We start from the raw sequence: 22,682 nt of genomic DNA on the forward strand, positions 1-22,682 counted from the left end.
GGATGGGGCGGTCGGATCGGCCGGGGGCCGATCGCACCGCCCCATCCGGAAGCCGGCGCGATCTCGCGCCATGGTCGCCTCGGCATAACGAGTTGGGCGGGCGCCGCCGATTAAGACGAACACCAGCTGCGGAAGCGATCCGGCCGTGGCGACCGCGCTCACGGCGACCACCGTAGGCGAAACGGCTGCCCGATACTGTTGCGCCGGCACGGCTTGACGCGGCGAACGGCCGGTTGCAGGGCAGCCAGGTGATCGGGTTGCAGTTCGTCGGGCCGCCGCTGGGGGCGGCGTTGTTCGCGGCTTCGGCCGGGGCGCCGCTGGTCGTGGACGCGGCGTCGTTCGCGCTGGCCGCCGTGCTGATGTGGTTCGTCCGGGCGCGGCCCGCCGTGCCGGCGCGCTCGGGTCGGTCGATGCGCGCGGAGATCGCCGAAGGCGTTCGTTGGCTCTGGGGTCATCACGGGCTGCGGCTGCTCGCGTTCGAACTCGGGCTCGCCGCGCTGGCGGTGCAGCTCGCGACTTCGGTGCTGGTGCTGCTGGTTGTCCAGACGCTGCGGGCGCCGGAGTTCGCCTACGGTCTGGTCCTCGCGTCGGGTGCCGCCGGTGGCGTGCTGGGGTCGTTCGTGGCGGGGCCGCTGAAGCGGCGGTTGCCGCTCGGCGCGCGGATCGGCCTCGCGATCACGGCCATCGGTGCCGCCCTGGTGGTGACGTCGTTCGCGACCTCCGTGGTGCTCGTGGGCGGAATGTACGCACTGGGCAGTTTCGGCATCGTCGTCTGGAACGTGCAGGCCGTCTCGGTGCGCCAGCGCCTGGTCCCGCGTGAGCTGCGCGGCCGCGTGAGCAGCGCCTACCGCCTCATCGGCTGGGGCGGCATCCCGCTCGGCGCGGCGCTCGGCGGCGTCCTCGGCACGGCGGCGGGCGTCCGGGTCCCGATCCTGGTGGGTGGGTGCCTGGTGCTCGGTTCGCTCGTGCTGGTCCCGAAGCTGGGCAACCTGGAGCAGGACGCTCGCTAGGCTGGCCGGCATGGACCTCACCGTGCGGTACGGGCCGGAAACCGACCAGCTCGCCGACGTGTTCTTCCCCGGCATCGCTCCCGCGCCCCTCGTTCTCGTGCTGCACGGCGGATCCTGGCGGCTCGACGTCGACCGCGGGTACGTCGAACCACTGGCTCGGGCGTTGCCGCGCCACGGGTTCGCCGTGGCCAACGTGGAGTACCGCCGGCCCGGCGGCGGTGGTGGCTGGCCCGAGACCTTCGCCGACACCGGGCTCGCCGTGGACACGCTGCCGGGCCTCATCGAGCGCGCGGCGCCGGGCCGCATCGACCCGGCGCGGGTGGTGGTGCTGGGGCACTCGGCCGGCGGCACGCTCGCGCTGTGGGCCGCCCACCGCCCCGGTGCGCCCGGGGTCGTCGCGCTCGCTCCGGTGACCGCCCTGGCCGACGCCCACCGCCGTGATCCCGAAGGTCCCGTCGACCGGCTGATGGGCGGCGGACCGGAGGACGTGCCGGAGCGCTACGCCGAGGCCGACCCCGCCGCGCTCGGCACGCCACCGGGGCCCGTCGTCCTCTTCCACGGAGAGCTCGACACCGCGCTGCCGCCGCAGCTGTCCCGCGACTACGCGACCGCGATCGGCGCGGAGCTGGTGCTGGTTCCCGGCGCCGGGCACCTGGACGTCGTGGTGGCGGACGGACCGGCGTGGCCCGTGCTGGTCGACACCCTCGCCAAACTGTCCACAGTGGAGCGGTCCTGAATGGAATGTCCCTTGCCCGTCATCGGATTCGTCCGCACGGCCCGGACGGAACTCGAGCGCACGCCCGTGCAGGCCGGTGCCAACCGCGGTGAGGAGGGCGTGCTCGAACTCGCCGAGGAGTACGTCGAAGGTCTCGACGGGCTGGCCGGCTTCGACTACGCCTGGCTGCTGAGCTGGCTCGACCGCCCGGACCGGCCCCTGATCAGCCTCACCCAGGTCCCGTACCTGCTCCGGCGCGAGCAACGGCGCATGGGCATCTTCGCGATGCGCGGGCCGCGGCGGCCGAACCCGATCGGGCTGAGCCTCGTGCGGATCGTGGAGGTCGGCGGGAACACGGTGCGCTTCGCCGGGGTCGACCTGCTCGACGGCACGCCGATCCTCGACCTCAAGCCGTACGTCAGCACGTTCGACCGGCCTCCGGGCGAGCCGAGCAGCGGCTGGTTCGACGACGTCACGGTCGCCGAGGGCACCACCCCGGAGGACCTCGCGCCACCGGGGTGAGCGGAGGTGTTAGCCGCGCTAAGGGATCCCCTCACAGAACGCCGCTGGTCGCCGCCGCGGCGCGAACCTAGCGTCGATCGTGGCCCTGATCCCCGACGACGCCAAGGAGACCCCCAGTGGACGCCGGCACCCCCTCCATGATCCTGACGGCCGCGCTGATGCACGGCCTCGGCATGCACACCGGCGCGTGGATGGCGCGCGAAGGCGATGCCGGTGACCACCTGACCCCCGCGCTGTACAAGGACATCGCCCGCACCGCCGAAGCCGGGAAGCTGCACGCGATCTTCCTCACCGAGCAGATGACCAACCAGGAGGTCGGCACCGAGCGCCCGTGCGGCGCGCTCGACACCGTGACCGTGCTGTCGCTGATGGCCGGGATCACCGACAAGATCGGCCTGGTCGGCACCGCCTCGACCACCTACAACCAGCCCTACGACCTGGCGCGGCGGTTCGCGTCGCTGGACCACCTCAGCCAGGGCCGCGTCGGCTGGAACTCCATCGCCACGCAGAACCCCACCGTGATCGAGATGTTCGGCGGCGGCAGCCACCCCGACCACGCGGAACGCTACGCGCGCGCCGACGAGTTCATCGACGTGGTGCTCAAGCTGTGGGACAGCTGGGAGGAGGGCGCGCTCGTCGGCGACAAGGAAGCCGGCGTGTTCGCCGACCCCGACCGGGTGCACGAGATCAACCACGTCGGCGAGTACTTCTCGGTGAAGGGCCCGATGCCGTTCGCGCGCTCGCCGCAGGGCCGCCCGGTGATCTTCCAGGCCGGCTCGTCCGACCGCGGCCGCGACCAGGCGGCCAAGTACGCCGACGTGGTCTTCACCGCCCAGCACGTGCTCGAAGACGCCGTCGCCTTCCGCGACGACATGCGCCGCCGCGCCGCCGACTACGGGCGCCACCCCGACAGCATCAAGATCCTGCCCGGCATGTCCGTGGTCCTCGGCGCCACCGAGAAGGACGCGCAGGACCGCAAGCAGCTGATGGACGAGGTCTTCGGTGTCACCGCGAACATCAAGAAGCTCTCCAAGCGCGTCGGCCTGCCGGTCGAGGTGCTCAAGCTCGACGAGAAGTTCCCCGCCCACCTGCTCGGCCCCGACGAGGAGTTCACCGGCTCGATCGGGTTCCGCCGCAGCATCGTGAGCCTCGCGGTGAAGGAGGACCTGACCGTCCGCGAGCTCATCGGCAGCTACGGCGGCGGCCACCACCAGGTCGTGGGCACCGCGGAGCAGGTCGCCGACCAGATGCAGGAACGCCTGCTGGCCGGTGCCGCCGACGGCTTCACGCTCATGGTGGACATGCTGCCCTCGGGTGTGCACGACGCCGTCGACATGCTGGTGCCGGAGCTGCAGCGGCGCGGCCTGTTCCACACCGACTACGAGCACGACACCCTGCGCGAGAGCCTGGGCCTGCCCGCCCCGTCGCTCGTCCCGGCCGGCTGAAGGAGTCGATCATGACCGTTGTGCCGATCACCGGGGGAGACCCCGTGCGCGTGCTGGGAATCGGCGGCACGCTGCGGCCGGGTTCGACGTCGGAGCGCGCGCTGCGGCACGCGCTGGCGGCGGCCGAGGCCGAGGGCGCCGAGACCGAGCTGATCACCGCCGCCGAGCTGACGCTGCCGATGTACGACCCGGGCGTGGCCCCGCTGACCGACGAGGCCGTGCGGCTGCTCGAAGCCGTCCGGCGCGCCGACGCCCTCGTGCTGTCCGTGCCCGGCTATCACGGCGGGATCTCCGGGCTGCTCAAGAACGCGCTCGACCACCTGCAGGAGCTCGCCGACGACCCGGCGCCCTACCTCGATGGCAAGGCCGTGGGCTGCGTCGTTGCCACGGGCGGCTGGCAGGCCGGGGTCACCACGCTGACGTCGCTGCGTTCGACGGTCCACGCCCTGCGCGGCTGGCCGACGCCCCTGGGGGTCGTGGTGAACTCGGCGACCAAGCCGTTCGACGCGGCGGGCGGGCTCACCGACGCGAAGGTCGGCGACCAGCTGGCCACGGTGGGCCGGCAGGTGTGCGGGTTCGCGCGGCTGTGGAGTGCCGCGTGACGCTGTCACCGGCCCGGGAGACGGTCGCGGCGGCTGGTGTCACGGACGCCGCCGCGGCGCTGGCCCGGGGTGAGGTCGTGCTGGTCGCGGGCGAGGCGGGGGCGGCACTGGTCGCCGCCGCCGAGCTCGTCACCGACGAGACGGCCCGGTTCCTGGCCGCCCACGGCGGGCCGGTCGGCTGCGCGCTCCCCGGTGCGTGGCTCGATCGGCTGCGGATCCCCGCGATGGTGCCCGGCTCCGACGTCCACGTCGGGGTGGGGCAGGGGTCCCCGGCCCGCACTCTGCGCGCACTGGCGGATCCCGCGACGCGGCGTGAGGACTTGCGCGTGCCCGGGCCGGTGTTCCCCACCCGCACGCGTGAGCTCGGCGTGCTCGGCCGCTCCGGTCTCGCCGAGGCGGCCGTGGACCTGACCCGGATCGCGGGCTGCGAACCCGTCGCGGCCTTCGTGGAGCTCGACGCCACGGCCGAGGGCCTGGCGTGGGTGACCGTCAGCGAAGTGGCCGCGTACCGGCGAGCGCGCGAACGGCTCGTCGAACGGGCCGCGAACGCCCGGCTTCCCTTGGCGCACGGCGGTTTCCGGGCGCTCGGCTACCGCGACCTCGTCGACGGCGGCGAGCAGGTCGCCCTCGTCCACGGCGAACCGGAGCGCGGCGCGGTGGTGCGCGTCCACGTGGAGTGCCCGGCCGGCGACGCGTTCGGCGCCCGGCACTGCGGGTGCGCGCAGGCCGTGCGCGATTCACTCGCCGAGATCACGCGCGCCGGGTCGGGCGTGCTGGTCTACGTCCGCGGCCGCCGCTCGCTGTGGTCCACGCTCACCGCGCACGCGGTGCCGGACGGGCGCACGGACCAGGTCGCGGACCAGATCCTGCGCGACCTCGGGGTGAGGGACTGACCGCATCCGGGTTTCCACTGTGGACTTCCGGCCGCGAAGGCGGGCTCCCGCCGCTCGCCTCACCCGAAACGGGTGAGGCGACGCGCGTCGAACGGTGCCGGCAGCGGACCGTTGACCGAACCGGTCCGCCGGCGCCCGCGCCCGCACCGCCGGTGCGGAGGGCGGTGCGCGGGCCGGCGGGATATCTCGCCCTCAGCAGATGAGGGGGAAACCCGCGGACGCTGAAAGGTTCAGGCGTCACCGGGGGAAGGGACCCTGGTCGGTGCGAAGAGGACTGAACCATGGCGGGCGAGAAGCGGGCCGAGCGGATCGCGGAGTTCATCAGGCCGTTGCGCGTCGAGCCGGGGTCGAAAGTACTGCTTTCCCGGGACTTCGACCCGGCCTACCGAGGTGACGTGCTGCGCAAGAAAGACGGCCGCGAGCTGCTCGCGGCGGGAGTCACCCTGCTGGCGGACTACCAGCGCCGCCTGGCCGCTCAGAACACCTACGGCGTGCTGGTGTGCCTTCAGGCGCTGGACGCCGGCGGCAAGGACGGCACGATCCGGCACGTGATGAGCGGCGTGAACCCGCAGGGCGTGCGCGTGAGCGGGTTCAAGGTGCCCTCGTCCGAGGAGCTGGACCACGACTACCTGTGGCGCTACGCGCGCCGGCTCCCCGCGCGCGGCGACATCGGGATCTTCAACCGGTCGCACTACGAGGAGGTACTCGTGGTGCGAGTGCACCCGGAGCACCTGGACCACCAGCAGCTGCCCGCGTCCGCGCGCCAAGGAAAGGTGTGGGCGCGCCGGTTCCGCGAGATCAACGACTGGGAACGCTACCTGACCGGCAACGGATTCAAGATCGTGAAGATGTTCCTCAACCTCTCGAAGGAAGAACAGCGCGCGCGGTTCCTCCGGCGGATCGACCGGCCCGACCGCAACTGGAAGTTCTCCGCGGCCGACGCCCGCGAACGCCGGTTCTGGGACGACTACCAGCACGCGTTCTCAAAGGTGCTCTCGGCGACCAGCACGGAATGGGCCCCGTGGTACGTGATCCCGGCCGACCGCAAGTGGTTCGCCCGCACGTGCGCGGCCGCCGTCCTGGCGCACACCCTGATCGACATCGACCCGCAGTACCCCACGGTGAGCGACGAGCGGCGCGACGACCTCCTCGTCGCGCGGGCGGAGCTGGAAGCCGAAGCACCCGAAGGCGCGCCCGCCGACCCGTACGCGGCGGCCGCCGAGAAGAAGCGGGGCAAGAAGAAGAAAAAGAAGCACTGAAGGCCGCTGTTTCGGCTCACGGCGATCGGAGGGCGGAAATGGTCGCACAGGAGCACGTGCCGGCGAAGGAGCACAACTGGTACTCGCGCACGCCGGGTGACGTGGCGTCGGCGTTCGGCGTCGACCTGGAGTTCGGGCTCTCGTCGGCGACGGCGGCCGAACGGCTCAGCGTGAACGGCCCCAACGCGCTGCCCGAGGAGAAACCGAAAGCGGCCTGGCGGCGGTTCCTCGACCAGTACACCAGCTACATGCAGCTCATCCTGGTCGCCGCCGCCGTGGTGTCGCTGGTGATCAAGCAGTGGGGCACGGCCCTGCTGCTGCTGGTGCTGACCGTGGGCAACGCCGTCGCGGGCCTGCGCCAGGAGGGCAAGGCCGAGAGCGCGATGAACGCGCTGAAGTCGATGATGAAGGCGAGCGCGCGGGTCCGCCGCGACGGGGTCGAAGAGGCGATCCCGGCCGAGGAGCTCGTGGTCGGCGACGTCGTGCTGATCACGGCGGGCGACCAGATCCCGGCCGACTGCCGCATCGTCGCGGCCAACGCGTTGCAGATCGACGAGTCGGCGCTGACGGGCGAGAGCACGCCGGCGGCCAAGGACGCAACCGCGTTGCCCGCCGGCAAGCTCGGCCCGGGCGACCAGTCGAACATGGCCTTCATGAACTGCCCGGTCACGCACGGCAGCGCGACCGTCATCGTGACCGGCACGGGCCAGGACACGGAGCTGGGCAAGATCTCCGGGATGCTCTCGGCCACGGCGCGGGAGCAGTCGCCGCTGACCAAGCAGCTCAATACGCTGACGTTGTGGATCGCCGCGGCGGCCGGGATCACGATGGTCGTGATGTTCGTGCTGGGCCGCAGCCGGGACCTGTCCTGGGACGTCCTGTTCGTGAGCGCGATCTCCCTGGCGATCGCGGCCATCCCCGAGGCGCTGCCGACGGTGAGCCAGGTGATCCTCTCGCTCGGCAGCGTGGATCTGGCCAAGCGCAACGCGATCGTCAAAGACCTTCCGTCGGTCGAGACGCTGGGGTTCACCTCCGCGATCAACTCGGACAAGACCGGCACGCTGACGATGAACCAGATGACCGCCGTCGAGGTGGTGACCCAGACGGACCGCTACACCGTGAGCGGCATCGGGTACAGCACCGAGGGCAAGGTGCACCACGCCGCCGGTTCGGCGGGCGGCATCGAGAGCGCGATCCTGCCCTACCTGCTCGCCAGCGACGCGAAGATCGTCGAAGGCAAGGTCGTCGGCGACCCCACGGAGGGTGCGCTGCTCGTGCTCGGCGCCAAGGCCGGCCTCGACGTGGACGCGACACGGGAGAAGCTGCCGCGCACGGCGACGTTGCCCTTCGACCCGTCGTACAAGCTGATGGCCACCTTCCACCCGACGACCGACTACTTGGGCCGGGCAGTGGTGCGCTGCTTCGTGAAAGGTGCCGCGCCCGCGGTGCTGGACCGGGCCGCCACCGCCTTGTCGGGCAGCGAATCCGTGCCCTGGGACGAAGCTGTGAACCGGCGGGCCCGCGAACGCATGAAGAGCATGGAAGCGCAGGGCCGGCGCGTGATGGCCGCCGCCCAGTGCGACCTCGACCCGGCCGCGTTCGACGCGAACGGCGACCTGCTGTCCTTCGTGACCGGCCTGCAGGTGATGAGCCTGGTCGCGATGGTCGACCCGCCGCGGGAGCAGTCCAAGGCCGCGGTGGCCAGCGCGCAGGCGGCGCACATCCGGGTGCGCATGGTGACCGGCGACGACGTCACCACGGGCGCGGCGATCGCGAAGCAGCTCGGCATCCCGGGTGACGCGGTCCTGGGTTCGGACTTCGCGGACCTGCCCGAGACCGAGCGGCTGTCCCGGATCGAGGACATCGGCGTCGTGGGGCGAGTTTCCCCGGAGCACAAGGTGATCCTGGCCGACACACTCAAGAAGAAGGGCGATGTCGTCGCGATGACCGGCGACGGCGTGAACGACGCGCCGGCCATCAAGGCGGCGGACCTCGGGATCGCGATGGGCAGCGGCACCGACGTCGCGAAGAACGCGAGCCGGATGATCCTGTCGGACGACAACTTCGCGACGATCGTGTTCGCCGTCGAACAGGGCCGCAAGATCTACGACAACCTCACGAAGTACATCCGCTTCGTCCTGGTGCTGCTGGTCGTGTTCGTGCTGACGTTCCTGGGCGCCAGCCTGTTCAACATCGCCGCGGGGGAGCCGTTCACCCCGGCGCAGGTCCTGTGGATCCACTTCGTGGTCAACGCGCCCTTCGGGTTCGCGCTCGGGTTCGACCGCGAGACGCCGGGGCTCATGGGGCTGAAACCGCGGCCGCGCGGTGAATCCGTGCTCACGCGCCCGGTGTTCATCACCGTCGGGCTCTCGGGGCTGGCCGTGAGCGTCGGACTGCTCCTGCTGCTTTCGCTGGGCCAGGCGTACTACGGCAGCGCCGAGGTCGCCACGACGATCGCGTTGACAGCCTTCGCCCTGTGCCTGATCGTGGCCGCGGTCGAGTGCCGCAGCGAGACCGGGACGGCGCTGACCGTCGCCACGTTCGACAGCAAGCAGATGAACTGGGCGATGCTGGGCGAGTTCGTGCTCGCGGTACTGGTCATCAAGATGGACGTCTTCAACAAGCTGCTGGGCACCACGGACCTGACGCTGACGCAGTTCTTCTGGGCCCTGGTCCCGGCGGCCTCGCTGCTCATCCTGTGGGAGGCCGGCAAGGCCGTGGCGCGGTGGCTGAAGGGGAGCGGCGCGCACCGGGTCACCCGCACGCGAGGCGAGAGTAAAGGAACCATTACCTTTCGTCGCGCGTTGTGAGGGCATGGAGCGCACGGTGATCGAGCTCGGGAGCCGCGACCTGCTCGTGGTGGCGGGACTGCCCGGCGCGGGCAAGACGACCCTGCTGCGGCACGCCGCCGGCTCCCTGCGCGTGCTCGATTCGGACCAGGTCCGCGGCCGCCTCGGCGCCGTGCTGCCCGCCGCCGTGCCGTACCGGCTCTACCGGCCGGTGGTGCACGTGTGCCACCGCGCGCGGATCGTGCTGTTCGCGGCGCTGCGGCGCGGGCCGCTGGTCGTGCACGAGCCTGCCACCCGCGCCTCGACGCGGCGGTGGCTCGGGCTGGTGGCCCGGGGCACCCGCCGTCCGGCGCGGCTGCTGTGGCTCGACGCGACCGCCGAGGAGGCGCTGGCCGGGCAGCACAGCCGGGCCCGGATCGTGCGCGGCCGCTCGTTCGCCCGGCACGTCGCGAGGGCCCGCGTCGTGCGGGAGGAGCTGCGTGCGGGGCGGGTGCCCCCGGGCTTCGGCAGTGCCCAGGTGCTCACCCGCTCCGCCGCGTCGCACGCCGTGCTCAGGCCAGGCGCCGGCGGACCCACCAGAACGCCACCGCCACGCACAGCGCGGCCAGCAGCACGAACAGACCCGCCTCGCACAGCTGCAACGTCCAGAACCGTCCGGCCGGCTGCACGGGGTACAGCCGGGTGAACCCGGCCGCGGCCAGCCGGCCGACCGGCTCCATCCCCGGGATCGGGGGCCGCGGGATCCCGGCCAGGGCGAGGGTTTCGTCGTACCCGTGGATCTTGCCGGCGGTGTCGCGGAACACCTGCGTGCCGACGGCGAGGTCGCCGAAGTGGATCTGTTCGGTGAGCACGGGGGAGAGCAGCCGCGGGCGCACGAGGTTCTTCACGACCACGATCACCGGCAGGAAACCGACCAGTGCGACGGCCGCGCCGGCGAGCGTCCGCCGGAACACCGCACCGCCCGCCACGCCGAGCGCGTACCCGAACAGGCAGGTCGCCGGAAACGAGACGAGCCCGAAGTCGAAGGTCGGGAACCAGCCGTCGAACCGCGTGGCCGGCGCGTGCCACCACGCGTACGCGGCGGCGAAGACGAGCCCGTAGGCCACGGAGAACGCGCCGCCCAGCAGCAGCTTCGAGCCCAGCCACCGGCCGCGGGTCACCGACTGCGTCCAGGTGAACCGGAACGTGTGGTGCTCCAGCTCCGTGGCCACGACGGGCGCGCCGAGGAACATGCCGAGCGCGGCGGGCAGGAGCGTGAGCAGCAGCTGCGCGTAGTTGTGCACGAAGGCGATCAGCGCCGGCCAGTCGCCGCACCGCGGGTCCGGCGCGCCGGAGAAGCAGCCGGGCAGGTCCACTGTGGACAGCGAGCCCCGCATGCCGGCGCCCATCGCCACGTAACCCGCGGCCAGGACGACGAACAGGACGGCGAGGCCCAGCAGGCGGGCGCGGTCCTGCCGCCAGGAAACCCAGATCACGCCACGGCCTCCTTCGGCTGCCCGGCCGCGAGGTGGTGCAGCACGAGGTCTTCCAGTGACACCGGCTCGGCGCGCCAGCCGGGGGGAGCTCCGGCCGCGGCCCGCGGAAGAGCAGCGTGGCCGCCTCGCCCCGGCGTTCGACGGACAATGCGAGACCGCGGATCTCGTCCACAGTGGACGCCGGGCCGGTGAGCCGCACGTGCTCGGTCATGAGGTCGTCGACGTCGCCGGACAGCACGACCCGGCCGTGGTCGAGCACCACGAGGTGGTCGCACAGCCGCTCCAGCTCGGACACCACGTGCGAGGACAGCACCACCGTGCAGTCGTGGTCGGCCTTCGCCGCCATGAGGCTGCCCATGAGGTCGCGGCGGGCGAGCGGGTCGAGGCTCGCGACGGGTTCGTCGAGCACCAGCAGCTCCGGGCGCCGCGCGAGGGCGACGCTCAGCGCCACCTGCGCCCGCTGGCCCCCGGAGAGCTCGCCGACCCGGCGCCGCAGCGGAATGCCCAGCTCGCGCACCCGGTCGAGCGCGGCGCGGTGGTCCCAGCGCCGGTTGAGGCGGCGGGCGGCTTCGAGCATCTCGCGCACGCGGAACGACTCGTAGAGCGAATGCCGCTGGTCGAGGTACGCGACGCCGTCGGACGGCTCGCCCGGCTTCACCGGGCGGCCGAACAGCTCGAGGTCCCCGGCCGAGGGCCGCAGGAGCCCGGCCAGGAGGTTCAGCAGGGTCGACTTCCCCGCACCGTTGGGCCCGACGAGGCCGACCACGCGACCCTCGCCGATTTCGAGTGTGCAGTCCCGAAGCCCCCAGGTGCGACCGTAGCGCCGGCCCAGGCCGTGGGTCGCGATCGCCGCTGTGCTCACTCGTTCTCCTTCCCGGAACGTTTTCCGATGCGCAGGAGCACGGACGAGACGAGGGCCTCGACGTCGGCGACGGTCAGGCCCGACGCGCGGGCTTCGTTGATCCACCGCTCGAACCCGGCGCGCAGCTGCGCCTGCCGTTCGGGCGACACGCCCGCCGGGTCGTCGCGCGCGACGAACGTGCCCATCCCGGGCCGGCCGCGCACGATGCCGCGGTGGTCGAGCTCGCGGTACGCCTTCTGCACGGTGTTCGGGTTGATCACGAGCTGCCGCGCGACCTCCTTGACCGTCGGCAGCCGGTCGCCCCGCTTGAGCTCACCGAGCCGCACGGCGTGCTCGACCTGTCGCACCAGCTGCAGGTACGGGGGCACCCCCGAACCACTCTCGAACCGGAACTCGAACACCGCGTCCGTTCCCTCTGTCTCCGTTACCCCAATTGACTAGGGAACTAGGTTAACGGCCGGTCAGAGCCCTGATCATCCGGGGGTGGTCACTGGGCGCCCAGGATCCGTCGCTGCAGGCCACCGTCGGATTCCGCGCCTTCGGCGGCCGGACCGAGGTCGATCCGGACCGTGTGCACGAGCCCCGGTGAACGCGGTGGTCCCGGCGGCGTAGGCCTCGGACACCGGCGTGCCGAGGTCGACACCCACGTCGAGCGTCTCGTCGAAGGAGAAGTAGTACGCGATCGTGCGCTCCACGCGGGCCGCGGCGAGCTTCTCGCCGTCGGCGGTGAGCACGGCTTCCCCGCCGAGGCCGGGTCCGCCGCCGTCGTAGGTGAATTCGAGGCGCAGTTCGTGCCGGCCCGGGGCGAGCGGGTCGGTCGCGGCGGCGGTGAAGTGCTGGAGGCCGAAGTAGTTGTAGACGTAGACCGGGCGCCCGTCGGTGAAGTACAGCGCCCAGCCGCCGAAGCGGCCGCCCTGCGCGATCACGACGCCGGACGCGGGCGCGCCGGCGAGTTCCACGTCGGCGGTGACGACGTGGGAGCGGTTCTTGACGTTCGGGGTGGTCTCCTCGGTGAAACGCCGCATCCCGCCGCGGTAGGTCACCGACGTCCGCGCGCCGAGCAGGTCGAGCCGGCCGGCCGGCACGGGGTTCTCGCGTTCGGTGACGCGGTCGTCGAGCGGGAAGACCTGGTGTTTCGCCGCTTCCACGAGGAAAAGGTCCTGCAGTTCCCGCAGTTTCGCAGGGTGGTCGGCGGCGAGATCGTGGGCCTGGCTCGGATCGCGAGTGAGGTCGTAGAGCTCCCAGACGTCGTCGGAGAACGGCCGCCGGTTCGTCGCCACCATCTCCCACGGGACGCCGTGGCGCGTCACCGCGGTCCAGCCTTCGTGGTAGATCCCGCGGTTGCCGCACATCTCGTAGTACTGCGTGTGGTGGCGTTCGGGCACGGCGGCGTCGGTGATCGTCTCGCGCAGGCTGACGCCCTCGATCGGTTGCTGCTGCACGCCGTCCACGCTGTGGGGCGCGGGGATGCCCGCGCAGTCGAGGATCGTGGGCAGCACGTCGATCACGTGGCCGTACTGGTGGCGCAGCCCGCCGGCCTCGGCGCCGCCCGCGGGCCAGTGCACGATCAGCCCGTCGCGGGTGCCGCCGAGGTGCGAGGCGACCTGTTTCGTCCACTGGTACGGCGTGTTCAGCGCCAGCGCCCAGCCGGCCGGCGCGATCGGGTAGGTGCTCGGGTCCCCGATCTCGTCGAGGTGGCGGATCATCTCCTCCGGGTCGTCCACGAGGCCGTGGCCCAGCCGGTGTTCCACGAGCGTGCCCTCGATGCCGCCTTCGCCCGACGCGCCGTTGTCGCCGAGCAGGTAGAGGAACAGCGTGTTGTCGAGTTCGCCGAGCTCTTCGAGCGCGGCGACGAACCGGCCCACCTGCGTGTCGGCGTGCTCGACGAACCCGGCGAACGTCTCCATGAACCGCGCGGCCAGCCGCCGGCGGGTGTCGTCGAGCTCGGCCCACCGTGGCACGCCTTCGGCCCAGGGCGCGAGTTCGGCGCCCTCGGGCACCACGCCGAGCTCTTTCTGCCGCGCCAGCGTGAGCTCCCGTTGCCGGTCCCAGCCGTGGTCGAACCGGCCGCGCCGGCGTTCGCGCCATTCGCGGCCGACGTGCAGCGGCGCGTGGGCGGCGCCGAGGGCGAGGTAGGTGAAGAACGGGCGGTCGGGCGTGAGCGTGCGCTGCGTGCGCACCCAGTCGACGGCGTGGTCGACGAGGTCCTCGGTGAGGTGGTAGCCGTCCTCCGGTCGCCGGTCCGGCTCGACCGGCGTGGTTCCCTGATACAGCAACGGGTACCAGTGGTTCATCTCCGCGCCCAGGAAGCCGTAGAAGGTGTCGAACCCCTCGCCGGTCGGCCAGCGGTCGAAGGGGCCGACCGCGCTGATCTCGCGCGGCGGCGTCTGGTGCCACTTGCCGAACGCGGCGGTGCTGTACCCGTTGCCCTGCAGGATCTGCGCCAGCGTCGCGGCACTGCGCGGGCGAAAGCCGTGGTAGCCCGGCGCGGAAGTCGCCATCTCCGTGGTGCCGCCCATGCCGACGGAGTGGTGGTTGCGCCCGGTCAGCAGCGCCTGGCGGGTCGGTGAACACAGCGCGGTGACGTGGAAGCGGGTGTAGCGCAGCCCGCCGGCCGCGAGCCGGTCGGCCGTCGGCATGGTGCACGGACCGCCGAACGCGCTCGACGTGCCGAAGCCCAGGTCGTCGGCCAGCACGAGCACGACGTTCGGCGCGCCCGCCGGTGGGGGCACCGGCCCGATCGGTGTTCCCTGCCCGCGTTGCTCGCGCACGTCGAGTGCCGTGGACGCGGTCACGGGGACGTCCGGGCGCGGCAGAACGTGACGCCCGGCGGGGAACGCGGACATGAAGGCTCCTTCCGAAGTGGACGCCACCGAGCTTCACAGCGCCGCACCCCGGCGGCCAGGCTCCGGACGGGGGTGGCCCAGACCGGAATCCGATCAGGCCGAGAGGCGATCTTTATGGGGTCGGGCCGGCCAGGGCCAGAAACCGTTCCGCGGCGGGGGAGAGCGGCCCGGCGCGCCAGACCATCCGGCCGCGCCGCAGCAACGGCGGGTCCAGCGGCACGGTGACCGCGCCCTGGCGGCGGGCGTCGTCGGCCATCGCGCGGGGGAGCAGCGCCGCGCCGGCCCCGGCCAGCACGAGGGGCACGATCATGGCGCGGTGCTCGGTCTCCACGACGACCCGGGGCTCGGCCGTGCCGCGCAGCGCTTCCTCCACGATCCACCGCGTGGCCGTGCCGGGTGGGGTGGTCACCAGGTCCAGCGCGGCCAGCTCGGTCACCGGCAGCACGTCGCGCACCGGCGAGTCGGCGGGCAGCACGGCGAGCACCTCCTGCTCGGCGAGGTCGAGCCCGGCGAGCCCGGGCGTTTCGGCTCCGGACTCGACGAGTCCGACCTCGCTCTGTCCATTTCGGACCCGGTTGACCACGTCCGAGCCCGTCTCCGGCGCCCGCACGCGCACGAGGACCTTGGGGTGTGCCGCGCGGAACCGGCCGAGCAGCTTCGCGAGCGGGTCGACGGCGAGCGTGGTCTGCGACGCGAGGTCCAGCGTCCCGCCGCCGAGCCCGAGGACCTCGCGCACGGACGCGTCGGCCGTGCGCAGGTCGCGCAGGATCTGCCGCGCCGGGGCGACGAGCGCCGCGCCGGCCGGGGTCAGCGTGGCGCCGTGGGGCAGGCGGTGGAACAGCAGCCCGCCGAGCTCCTTTTCCAGCGTGCGCACGGCGTGCGAGAGCGACGGCTGCGCGAGGTGCAGCCGCCGGGCCGCGTTGGTGAAGCCGCCGTGGTCGACGACGGCGAGGAAGTACTGAAGCTGGCGGCGTTCCATCCCCGCAGTTCAGGCCACGGGGGCGGGCCGCCGCAAGGCCTGGCGCCGCAACCGCGTGAACTGCTTGGCACTGTTGAGGGCGAAGACCCCGACCGTCACGCCGTTGCGCTGGTAGGTCGCCACGAACGCGGGGTCGTCGGGGCCGCCCTCGGTGAACACGACCTCGTCGCCGGGCTCGGGGTGCCCGGCGAGCTGCAGGGTGCCCTCGTACTGGTCCGACCAGACGTAGCCGCTCGGCGCGTAGTGCCGCGTGGTGGCGCCGGCGAGCAGGTTCGCGACGGCGACGCCCGCCTGCTCGCTCGCGTTGGTCCAGTGCTCGTGGCGGTGCCGCCGCCCGCTCTCGGCGGAGGTGTACGCCGCGACGTCGCCGATCGCCACCACGTTGGGCAACGCGGTGACCAGCCCGCTCGAGACGTGCACGCCGTTGCCCACCTCCAGGCCCGAACCGGCCAGCCACTCGGTCGCGGGCACCATGCCGATCCCGACGACGACCACGTCGGCCGGCAGCTCCTCCCCGCCCACGAGCCGGACACCGGTCACGCGCCCGCCCGCGGTGACCAGCTCGTCGACGGCGGCGCCGCAGCGCAGGACCGTGCCGTGACGGTCGTGCAGGCGCGAGCACACCTCGGCCAGCCGCGGCCCCAGCGCGCGTTCGAGCGGTGTGGCCAGCGCTTCGAGCACGGTGACGTCGAGACCGAGCGAGCGGCAGGTCGACGCGACCTCCGCCCCGATGAACCCGGCGCCCACGATCACCACCCGCGCGCCCGGCACCAGTTCCGCGCGCAGGGCGAGTGCGTCGTCCAGTGTCCGCAGCACGTGGACGCAGGCGACGCCTTCCGTGCCGGGCAGCGCCCGCGCGCGGCCACCGGTGGCGAGCACGACGCCGTCCACGGCCAGGTCGGCGCCGTCGGAGAGCACGAGCCGGCCGCCGGCGGCGTCGAGCCGTTCAGCCCGGGTGCCCAGCCGCAGCTCCAGCGACCCGGTGTCGTCGGCGTCGAGGAGCTCCAGCGACTCGCGCTCGGCGGTGCCGGCGAGGAAGGCCTTCGACAGCGGCGGCCGGTCGTAGGGCAGGTGCGGTTCGGCCCCGACGAGCACGACACGGCCGTCGAACCCCTGCGCGCGCAGCTCCTGCGCGGCTCGCGCCCCGGCGAGCGAAGCGCCGACGATCGCGACGCTCTTCACGCGGCGTCCTCGGCGCGCTCCGCCTGTACGTAGATCACGCCACTGTCGACGAGCACCTCGTAGGTGCGCACCGGCTGCTTCGCGGGCAGGCACGACGGCATCCCCGTCCGCAGGTCGAACAGCGCCGCGTGCAGCGGGCATTCGACGAAGCAGCCTTCGAGCCAGCCGTCGGCGAGAGACGCGTCCTGGTGGCTGCACGTGTCGCCGATCGCGTAGAGCTCGCCGTCGGCGTTGAACACCGCGATCGGCTCGGGCCCCGCGATCCGCACGGATTCGCCGGGGGGCAGTTCGTCCATTGTGCACGCGCGCAGCATCTGGGCCTCCGGGAGGAGCTGGGGTGGGTGGTTTGACTGTTGCGTATGAGGGAACGCGGAACGCGATACGCAACAAGTCTGAGTGCGCGGGCGGGGCGTCGTCAAGGGGTGCCCGGGGTCCGATCGGGACGGATTTTGTGGCCTGTCCGCAGACACGCCAGAGACCCGTGCGCCGCGGAAGCGCACGGGTCCGGCCGGCCGGCGGTTACGCGGGACTGTGGCGGTAGAAGGGCTGCTTGATCGGCGCGAGCGGGGTGTTGCCGAGGATCAGGTCCGCGGACTTCTCGGCGGTCATCATCACCGGCGCGTAGATGTTGCCGTTGGGGATGTAGGGCAGCACCGACGCGTCGACCACCCGCAGGCCCTCGGTGCCGTGCACGCGCATGCTGCCCGGGTCCACCACGGACAGCTCGTCCACGCCCATCTTCGCGGTGCACGAGGGGTGCAGCGCGGTCTCGGCGTCCTTGGCGACCCAGTCGAGGATCTCCTCGTCGGTCTCCACCGCGGGTCCGGGCGAGATCTCGCCGCCGTTGAACGGGTCGAGCGCGCTCTGGTTGAGGATCTTGCGGGCCACCCGCACGGCCTCCACCCACTCGCGGCGGTCGTTCTCCGTGGACAGGTAGTTGAACCGCAGCGCCGGGTGCTCGCGCGGATCGGTGGAGGTGATCTTCACCGATCCTCGGGTGTCGGCGTACATCGGCCCGACGTGCACCTGGTAGCCGTGCCCGCCCGCCGGCACCGAGCCGTCGTAGCGGATGGCGATGGGCAGGAAGTGGAACATCAGGTTGGGGTAGGCCACCTCGTCGTTGCTGCGGACGAACCCGCCGCCTTCGAAGTGGTTGGTGGCGGCCGGTCCCGAGCGCAGGAACAGCCACTGCGCGCCGATCCACGGCCGCTTCCACTTCGCGAGCGAAGGCTGCATCGACACGGGCTGCTTGCACGCGTACTGGATGTAGACCTCGAGGTGGTCCTGCAGGTTTTCGCCGACGCCCGGCACGTCGCGCACCACGTCGACGCCCAGCTTCTCCAGCTCGGCCGCGTTGCCGACACCGGAGAGCTGCAGCAGCTGCGGCGTGTTGATCGCGCCGCCGCACAGGATGATCTCCTTGCCGTACACCTCACCCGGCGCGCCGCGGCCCTGGGCGTACTCGACGCCGATCGCGCGGGTGCCGTCGAAGAGGATCTGCGACACGAACGCACGGGTCTTCACCGTGAGGTTCTTGCGGTGCAGCACCGGGTGCAGGTACGCGCGGGCGGCCGAGAGGCGCCGTCCTTTGCGGACGTTGCGGTCGAAGGCGGCGAAACCCTCCTGCCGGAAGCCGTTCACGTCGTCGGTGCGCGGGTAGCCCGCCTGCACCGCGGCGTCGAAGAAGGCCTCGAACAACGGGTTCGTGGCCGGGCCGCGTTCCAGCTCGAGCGGGCCGTCGTGGCCACGCCACGGCCCGTCCGGCGCGTCGGCGAGGCAGTTCTCCATGCGGCGGAAGTACGGCAGGCAGTGGGCGTAGTCCCATTCGGACATCCCCGGGTCACCCGCCCAGCGCTCGTAGTCGAGCGGGTTGCCGCGCTGGAAGATCATCCCGTTGATGCTGCTGGACCCGCCGAGCACCTTGCCGCGCGCGTGGTAGATCCGCCGCCGGTTCATGTGCGGCTCGGGTTCGCTGCGGTAGCCCCAGTCGTAGTACTTGCTGCCGATGGGGAACGTCAGCGCGGCGGGCATGTGGATGAACACGTCCCACTTCGCGTCTTCGCGACCGGCTTCGAGAACCAGCACCTTCGTCGCGGGGTCGGCGGAGAGGCGGTTGGCGAGCGCGCAGCCCGCGGACCCACCGCCGACGATGACGAAGTCGTAGGTCTCGGTACTCATGTCTCCTCCTTCTCTCAGCCGGTCACGGAACCGGGCGCCGGGGTGTCCGGCTGGTGTTCGGGGCTCGTGTGCGCGGCCGCCCAGTGCCTGCGGCGCACCCACAGCAGGACCCCGCCCACGAGCACGATCAGCCCCGTGATGAGCACCGCGCCCCACTGGAAGTACCAGTGGTCGTCGCCGTAGACCTCGGCCCGCGGCCAGATCAGGTTGATCGTCATGCCCGCGCCGTAGAGGACCGCGACGAAGTTCACGAGCGTGCCCCAGCGGCCGAGCTTGAAGTACGGGCCGTGCCCGGGGCGCGGCCACTGCCCGCGCAGGCGGCGTACCAGCATCGGGCCGGTGACCATCAGGTAGGGGATGTAGAACAGGATGATCGCCGTCGAGGTGAGCACGAAGAACGCCCGCTGGTTGCCGAGATTGATCAGCAGCACCACCACGGTGAGCCCGCCGGTGATCAGCGCCGGCAGGATCGGCGTCTTCGAGCGCGGCGACACCTTCGCCAGCGCCTTGCTGAACGGCAGCCGCCCGTCGCGCGCCATCGCGAACGTCATGCGGATCGCGGCGGTCTGCACGGCCAGGCAGCACACGGTGATCGCGATGGCCGAGCAGATCAGGAACGCGTCGCCGAGGCCGGTGCCGAGCGTGCTCTTGAGCAGGTACGGCATGCCGGACGTGGAGAGCTCCTCGGCGTTGAGGTCGCCGACGGCCATCATGCCGACGAGCATCATCAGCCCGCCCACGATGAAGGCGGCCGTGATCGCGCGGATGATGGCCCGGGGCGCGTGCTTGCGCGGCTGCGTGGTCTCCTCGGCGAGCGAGCCCGCGGTGTCGAAGCCGTAGAACACATACGCGCTCATCAGCGACGCGACCAGGAACGCGCCGAGGTACCCGAGCGACTGGCCGTCGCCGGTGCCGTGGGTGTCGAACACCAGACCGGGGCCGCGCTTGATGTGCACGGCGAGCGCGATGATCAGCAGGACGCTCGCGCCGAGCTCCACCGCCACGCCGAAGTTGTTGATCTTCGCCATCAGCTTCACGCCGATGATGTTCACGATCGTCGCGAACACCACGAGCACGAGCGCGAGGATGATCGCGTTCTGCGCGCCGCCGGGCGTGGAGGTGAGGCCGGCGTCGGAGTCGCTGCCGACGATCTGGAACGCGGTGGAGACCTGCGGCAGGATGATCTGGTACGCGACCGCGACGGCCGCGGCGGTCACGATCGCGCCGATGATCATGATCCAGCCCGCGAGCCACGACGTCGCGGGTTTCGCGATCTGCTTGGCCCACTGGTACACCGAACCGGCGAGCGGGAACTGCCCGGCCAGCTCGGCGAAGCACAGCGCCACGGCCAGCTGGCCGATGAACACGAGCGGCCAGGTCCAGATGAAGGCCGGGCCGCCCGAGCCGAAGCCGAAGAAGAACAGCTGGAACACGCCGGTCATGATCGAGATGTAGCTGAACCCGGCGGCGAAGCTGGAGAAGGAGCCGAGGGAACGCTCGAGCTCCTGGCGGTAGCCGAACTTGGCGAGCTCGGAGCTGTCGGAGTGGTCCCCGGCGGACCCCCCGCCCGCCGGCTTGGATCGTGTGGTCATGGTTCGTCGTCCTCGAAGGTGGTGGGGGAGGGGAATCAGCCTTTGAACCAGCGCTGCGGTACGGGATCGATGTTGTGGTAGACGTGCTTGGTCTCGCGGTACTCCGCCAGCCCCGAAGGGCCGAGCTCACGGCCGATGCCCGACCGGCCGAACCCGCCCCACTCCGCCTGCGGCAGGTAGGGGTGGTAGTCGTTGATCCACACGGTGCCGTGGCGAAGTGCCCCGGCCACGCGCTGCGCCCGCCCGGCGTCCGACGTCCACACGGCACCGGCGAGCCCGTAGTCGGTGTCGTTGGCGAGTGTGATCGCCTCGGCCTCGTCGGTGAACCGCTCGACGGTCACCACCGGCCCGAAGACCTCCTCCCTCACCACGGCCATGTCGCGGGTGCAGCCGGAGAACACGGTGGGGCGCAGGAAGAACCCCCGCTGCAACGCGGGATCGTCGGGCCGGCCGCCGCCCGCGCGCAGCGTCGCGCCCGCTTCGATCGCACCGGCGATGTAGCCCTCGACCTTCGCCCGGTGCTTTTCGGACACGAGCGGGCCCGCTTCGCTGGCGGGGTCGAGCCCGTCGCCGACGCGGATCCGGTCGGCCCGCGCGGCGAGCTCGGCGACGAAGCGGTCGTGTACGCCGTCCTGCACGATCAGCCGCGCGCCGGCCGAGCAGACTTGTCCGGAGTGGACGAACGCGGCGGCCAGCGCGTAGTCGAGCGCGGTCTCGAAATCGACGTCGTCGAACACCACGTTGGGGTTCTTGCCGCCCAGTTCGAGCGCCACACGCCGGACTCCGCGCGCGGCCGCGGCCATGATCTTCTCGCCCGTGGCGAGCCCGCCGGTGAACGACACGAGGTCGACGCCGGCGTGCTCCACCATTGCCGCGCCGACCGCGCCCGGGCCGAGCAGCAGGTTCACCACCCCGGCCGGCACGCCCGCTTCTTCGGCGAGCGCGACGAGCCGGATCGTGGACAGCGGGGTGACCTCACTCGGCTTGAGCACGGTGGTGTTGCCCGCGGCCAGCGCCGGGGCGAGCTTCCACGACATCTGCAGCAGCGGGTAGTTCCACGGCGCGATGAGCGCGCAGACGCCCACCGGCTCGTGGGTGATCCGGCTGATCGCGCGCGGGTCGCCGGTGTCCACCACCCGGCCGGCGTCGTGCGCGGCGAGGGCGGCGTAGTAGCGGAAGACCGCGGTGACGTCGTCGATGTCGATGCGGCCCTCGGCGAGGGTCTTGCCGGTGTCGAGCGTTTCGGTGCGGGCCAGGTCCTCGCGGTCGCGCTGCAGCAGCGCGGCGATGCGGGTGAGCAGGTCCGCGCGGTCGGCCGCGGTCGTTCTTCGCCAGGGCCCGCCGTCGAACGCGCGGCGGGCCGCGGTCACGGCGGCGCCGACCTCGGCGGGACCCGCCACGGCCACGGTGGCCAGCACCTCGCCGTTGGCCGGGTTGAGCACTTCCGAGCGCGCCTCGCCGGCGGCTTCGGTCCAGATTCCGTCGATGTGGAGGTCCTTCATCAGGCCTTCCCAAGCAGCTCGCGGAGCCTTTTGCCACGCGGGGTGTGACGCGCGGCACTTCGAGTGCGTACATTTGTACGCTAAGCGTGTACACATGTCCACAACGAGTTCTCGGAGCCGACACCGGGCGTTCGCGCGAGGCCGTGCGACGATCAGCGGTGCCCGACGAGACCGGTGAGTGAAGGAGCTTGGCGGCGATGACGACGCGTGACACCGCCGGGCGCAGGAAGCTGCGCGGCCCCAACGACCCCGAGCGGCGGGCCCGGATCGCGAAGGCGGCCATCGAGGTCGTGGCCGAACGCGGCATCGACGGGCTGACCCACCGCGCCGTCGCGGCCGCCGCCGGGGTGCCGCTCGGCTCCACGACCTACCACTTCGCGACGCTGGACGACCTGCTCGAGGTGGCGCTGCACGAAGCCGCCGCGAACAACGTGCGCGAGCTTCAGGAGTGGGAGCAGGCGCTCGACCCGGAAGCCGACTTCGCCGCGGCGCTGGCCGATCTGGTGATGGGCTACATCCACGAGCTCTACCCGCACACGGTCGTCGAGTACGACCTCTACGTCGCCGCCCTGCACCGGCCGCGGTTGCGTCCGGCGAGCGCGGCGTGGGACGACGCGCTGATCAAGCTCTTCTCCACCCGCACCGACCCGCTCACCGGGCGGCTGCTCGCCGGATTGTTCTGCGGCCTGCTCATGCAGGCGGCGCTGGCCGACCCGCAGCCGGCCCGGCCGGAGATCGAAGCCCTCTTCCGGCGGGCCATCGAAGGTCCCTCGGCCTGACGGGTTTTCGTTGGGGTTGAGCCGAAACCGGTTCCGCGCACCGGTTTCCCGG

The 22,682-nt window shown here is 72.0% G+C and carries 18 protein-coding genes and 1 pseudogene; 10 read left to right on the plus strand and 9 right to left on the minus strand.

Annotation, left to right across the window (positions count from 1 at the left end):
* Window positions 1-185 precede the first annotated feature (185 nt).
* The 9 genes from AB0878_RS21045 to AB0878_RS21085 all read left to right on the plus strand — a co-directional run bounded on the left by AB0878_RS21045 (window position 186) and on the right by AB0878_RS21085 (window position 9,920).
* The gene (locus AB0878_RS21045; RefSeq protein WP_366582099.1) at window positions 186-1,010 is read left to right on the plus strand and encodes an MFS transporter; all 825 of its coding nucleotides are present in this window, start codon (window positions 186-188) and stop codon (window positions 1,008-1,010) included.
* 10 nt (window positions 1,011-1,020) lie between these two features.
* Entirely contained in the window at window positions 1,021-1,746 is a 726-nt protein-coding gene (locus tag AB0878_RS21050) for an alpha/beta hydrolase (RefSeq protein ID WP_366581930.1), read from the plus strand.
* 12 nt (window positions 1,747-1,758) lie between these two features.
* Window positions 1,759-2,247, plus strand: a complete 489-nt coding sequence (tsaA, locus tag AB0878_RS21055) for a tRNA (N6-threonylcarbamoyladenosine(37)-N6)-methyltransferase TrmO (protein ID WP_366581931.1) — start codon at window positions 1,759-1,761, stop codon at window positions 2,245-2,247.
* Between the two features lie 116 nt (window positions 2,248-2,363).
* Window positions 2,364-3,692 (plus strand): LLM class flavin-dependent oxidoreductase, encoded by a 1,329-nt coding sequence (locus AB0878_RS21060; RefSeq protein ID WP_366581932.1) that lies wholly within the window; start codon window positions 2,364-2,366, stop codon window positions 3,690-3,692.
* 11 nt (window positions 3,693-3,703) lie between these two features.
* Window positions 3,704-4,294, plus strand: a complete 591-nt coding sequence (locus AB0878_RS21065) for an NADPH-dependent FMN reductase (protein ID WP_366581933.1) — start codon at window positions 3,704-3,706, stop codon at window positions 4,292-4,294.
* Window positions 4,291-5,187, plus strand: coding sequence for a 3,4-dihydroxy-2-butanone-4-phosphate synthase (locus tag AB0878_RS21070; RefSeq protein WP_366581934.1), 897 nt, complete (start codon window positions 4,291-4,293; stop codon window positions 5,185-5,187). Before AB0878_RS21065 ends, AB0878_RS21070 begins: the two co-directional genes overlap by 4 nt.
* 281 nt (window positions 5,188-5,468) lie before the next feature.
* Window positions 5,469-6,446, plus strand: a complete 978-nt coding sequence (locus AB0878_RS21075) for a polyphosphate kinase 2 family protein (protein ID WP_366581935.1) — start codon at window positions 5,469-5,471, stop codon at window positions 6,444-6,446.
* Between the two features lie 38 nt (window positions 6,447-6,484).
* Window positions 6,485-9,256, plus strand: coding sequence for an HAD-IC family P-type ATPase (locus tag AB0878_RS21080; protein WP_366581936.1), 2,772 nt, complete (start codon window positions 6,485-6,487; stop codon window positions 9,254-9,256).
* A gap of 16 nt (window positions 9,257-9,272) precedes the next feature.
* Window positions 9,273-9,920 carry an AAA family ATPase gene (locus AB0878_RS21085; RefSeq protein ID WP_366581937.1) on the plus strand — a complete coding sequence of 216 codons (648 nt, stop codon included), beginning with the start codon at window positions 9,273-9,275 and terminating at the stop codon, window positions 9,918-9,920.
* A gap of 1,148 nt (window positions 9,921-11,068) precedes the next feature.
* Here AB0878_RS21085 and AB0878_RS21090 read toward each other — a convergent pair.
* From AB0878_RS21090 to AB0878_RS21130, 9 genes and pseudogenes are all read right to left on the minus strand, one after another.
* A pseudogene (locus AB0878_RS21090) lies at window positions 11,069-11,677 on the minus strand (ATP-binding cassette domain-containing protein); the annotation flags it as partial.
* Complete coding sequence (locus AB0878_RS21095; protein ID WP_366581938.1) at window positions 11,569-11,973, minus strand: GntR family transcriptional regulator; 405 nt, start codon at window positions 11,971-11,973, stop codon at window positions 11,569-11,571. The gene AB0878_RS21095 and the pseudogene AB0878_RS21090, both read right to left, overlap by 109 nt.
* A 72-nt stretch (window positions 11,974-12,045) precedes the next feature.
* Window positions 12,046-14,418 carry an arylsulfatase gene (locus tag AB0878_RS21100; protein WP_366581939.1) on the minus strand — a complete coding sequence of 791 codons (2,373 nt, stop codon included), beginning with the start codon at window positions 14,416-14,418 and terminating at the stop codon, window positions 12,046-12,048.
* 112 nt (window positions 14,419-14,530) lie between these two features.
* Window positions 14,531-15,397 carry a LysR family transcriptional regulator gene (locus AB0878_RS21105; RefSeq protein ID WP_366581940.1) on the minus strand — a complete coding sequence of 289 codons (867 nt, stop codon included), beginning with the start codon at window positions 15,395-15,397 and terminating at the stop codon, window positions 14,531-14,533.
* A 9-nt stretch (window positions 15,398-15,406) separates the two neighbouring features.
* On the minus strand, window positions 15,407-16,579 hold the full coding sequence (locus AB0878_RS21110) for an FAD-dependent oxidoreductase (RefSeq protein WP_366581941.1): 1,173 nt from the start codon (window positions 16,577-16,579) through the stop codon (window positions 15,407-15,409).
* A complete protein-coding gene (locus AB0878_RS21115) occupies window positions 16,576-16,893 on the minus strand; it encodes a bifunctional 3-phenylpropionate/cinnamic acid dioxygenase ferredoxin subunit (protein ID WP_366581942.1) in 318 nt (105 codons plus the stop codon). The genes AB0878_RS21110 and AB0878_RS21115 overlap by 4 nt, the downstream gene beginning before the upstream one ends.
* Before the next feature lie 205 nt (window positions 16,894-17,098).
* Window positions 17,099-18,757, minus strand: coding sequence for a choline dehydrogenase (gene betA, locus AB0878_RS21120; RefSeq protein WP_366581943.1), 1,659 nt, complete (start codon window positions 18,755-18,757; stop codon window positions 17,099-17,101).
* Window positions 18,758-18,771: 14 nt separating this feature from the next.
* Window positions 18,772-20,349 (minus strand): amino acid permease, encoded by a 1,578-nt coding sequence (locus tag AB0878_RS21125; protein WP_366581944.1) that lies wholly within the window; start codon window positions 20,347-20,349, stop codon window positions 18,772-18,774.
* A 35-nt stretch (window positions 20,350-20,384) separates the two neighbouring features.
* A complete protein-coding gene (locus AB0878_RS21130) occupies window positions 20,385-21,851 on the minus strand; it encodes an aldehyde dehydrogenase family protein (protein WP_366581945.1) in 1,467 nt (488 codons plus the stop codon).
* Window positions 21,852-22,048: 197 nt separating this feature from the next.
* Here AB0878_RS21130 and AB0878_RS21135 point away from each other — a divergent pair, with 197 nt between their 5' ends.
* On the plus strand, window positions 22,049-22,630 hold the full coding sequence (locus tag AB0878_RS21135; RefSeq protein ID WP_366581946.1) for a TetR family transcriptional regulator: 582 nt from the start codon (window positions 22,049-22,051) through the stop codon (window positions 22,628-22,630).
* Window positions 22,631-22,682: the final 52 nt, after the last annotated feature.

This window comes from Amycolatopsis sp. NPDC047767, from assembly GCF_040704195.1.
In the GTDB taxonomy this organism is placed as follows: Bacteria; Actinomycetota; Actinomycetes; order Mycobacteriales; family Pseudonocardiaceae; genus Amycolatopsis.

Coding starts and splice junctions, on each gene's coding strand:
- AB0878_RS21135 (WP_366581946.1), top strand. CDS start 22,049: ATGACGACGCGTGACACCGCCGGGCGCAGGAAGCTGCGCGGCCCCAAC.
- AB0878_RS21130 (WP_366581945.1), bottom strand. CDS start 21,851: ATGAAGGACCTCCACATCGACGGAATCTGGACCGAAGCCGCCGGCGAG.
- betA (WP_366581943.1), bottom strand. CDS start 18,757: ATGAGTACCGAGACCTACGACTTCGTCATCGTCGGCGGTGGGTCCGCG.
- AB0878_RS21100 (WP_366581939.1), bottom strand. CDS start 14,418: ATGTCCGCGTTCCCCGCCGGGCGTCACGTTCTGCCGCGCCCGGACGTC.
- AB0878_RS21065 (WP_366581933.1), top strand. CDS start 3,704: ATGACCGTTGTGCCGATCACCGGGGGAGACCCCGTGCGCGTGCTGGGA.
- AB0878_RS21115 (WP_366581942.1), bottom strand. CDS start 16,893: ATGCTGCGCGCGTGCACAATGGACGAACTGCCCCCCGGCGAATCCGTG.
- AB0878_RS21125 (WP_366581944.1), bottom strand. CDS start 20,349: ATGACCACACGATCCAAGCCGGCGGGCGGGGGGTCCGCCGGGGACCAC.
- AB0878_RS21105 (WP_366581940.1), bottom strand. CDS start 15,397: ATGGAACGCCGCCAGCTTCAGTACTTCCTCGCCGTCGTCGACCACGGC.
- AB0878_RS21075 (WP_366581935.1), top strand. CDS start 5,469: ATGGCGGGCGAGAAGCGGGCCGAGCGGATCGCGGAGTTCATCAGGCCG.
- AB0878_RS21050 (WP_366581930.1), top strand. CDS start 1,021: ATGGACCTCACCGTGCGGTACGGGCCGGAAACCGACCAGCTCGCCGAC.
- AB0878_RS21080 (WP_366581936.1), top strand. CDS start 6,485: ATGGTCGCACAGGAGCACGTGCCGGCGAAGGAGCACAACTGGTACTCG.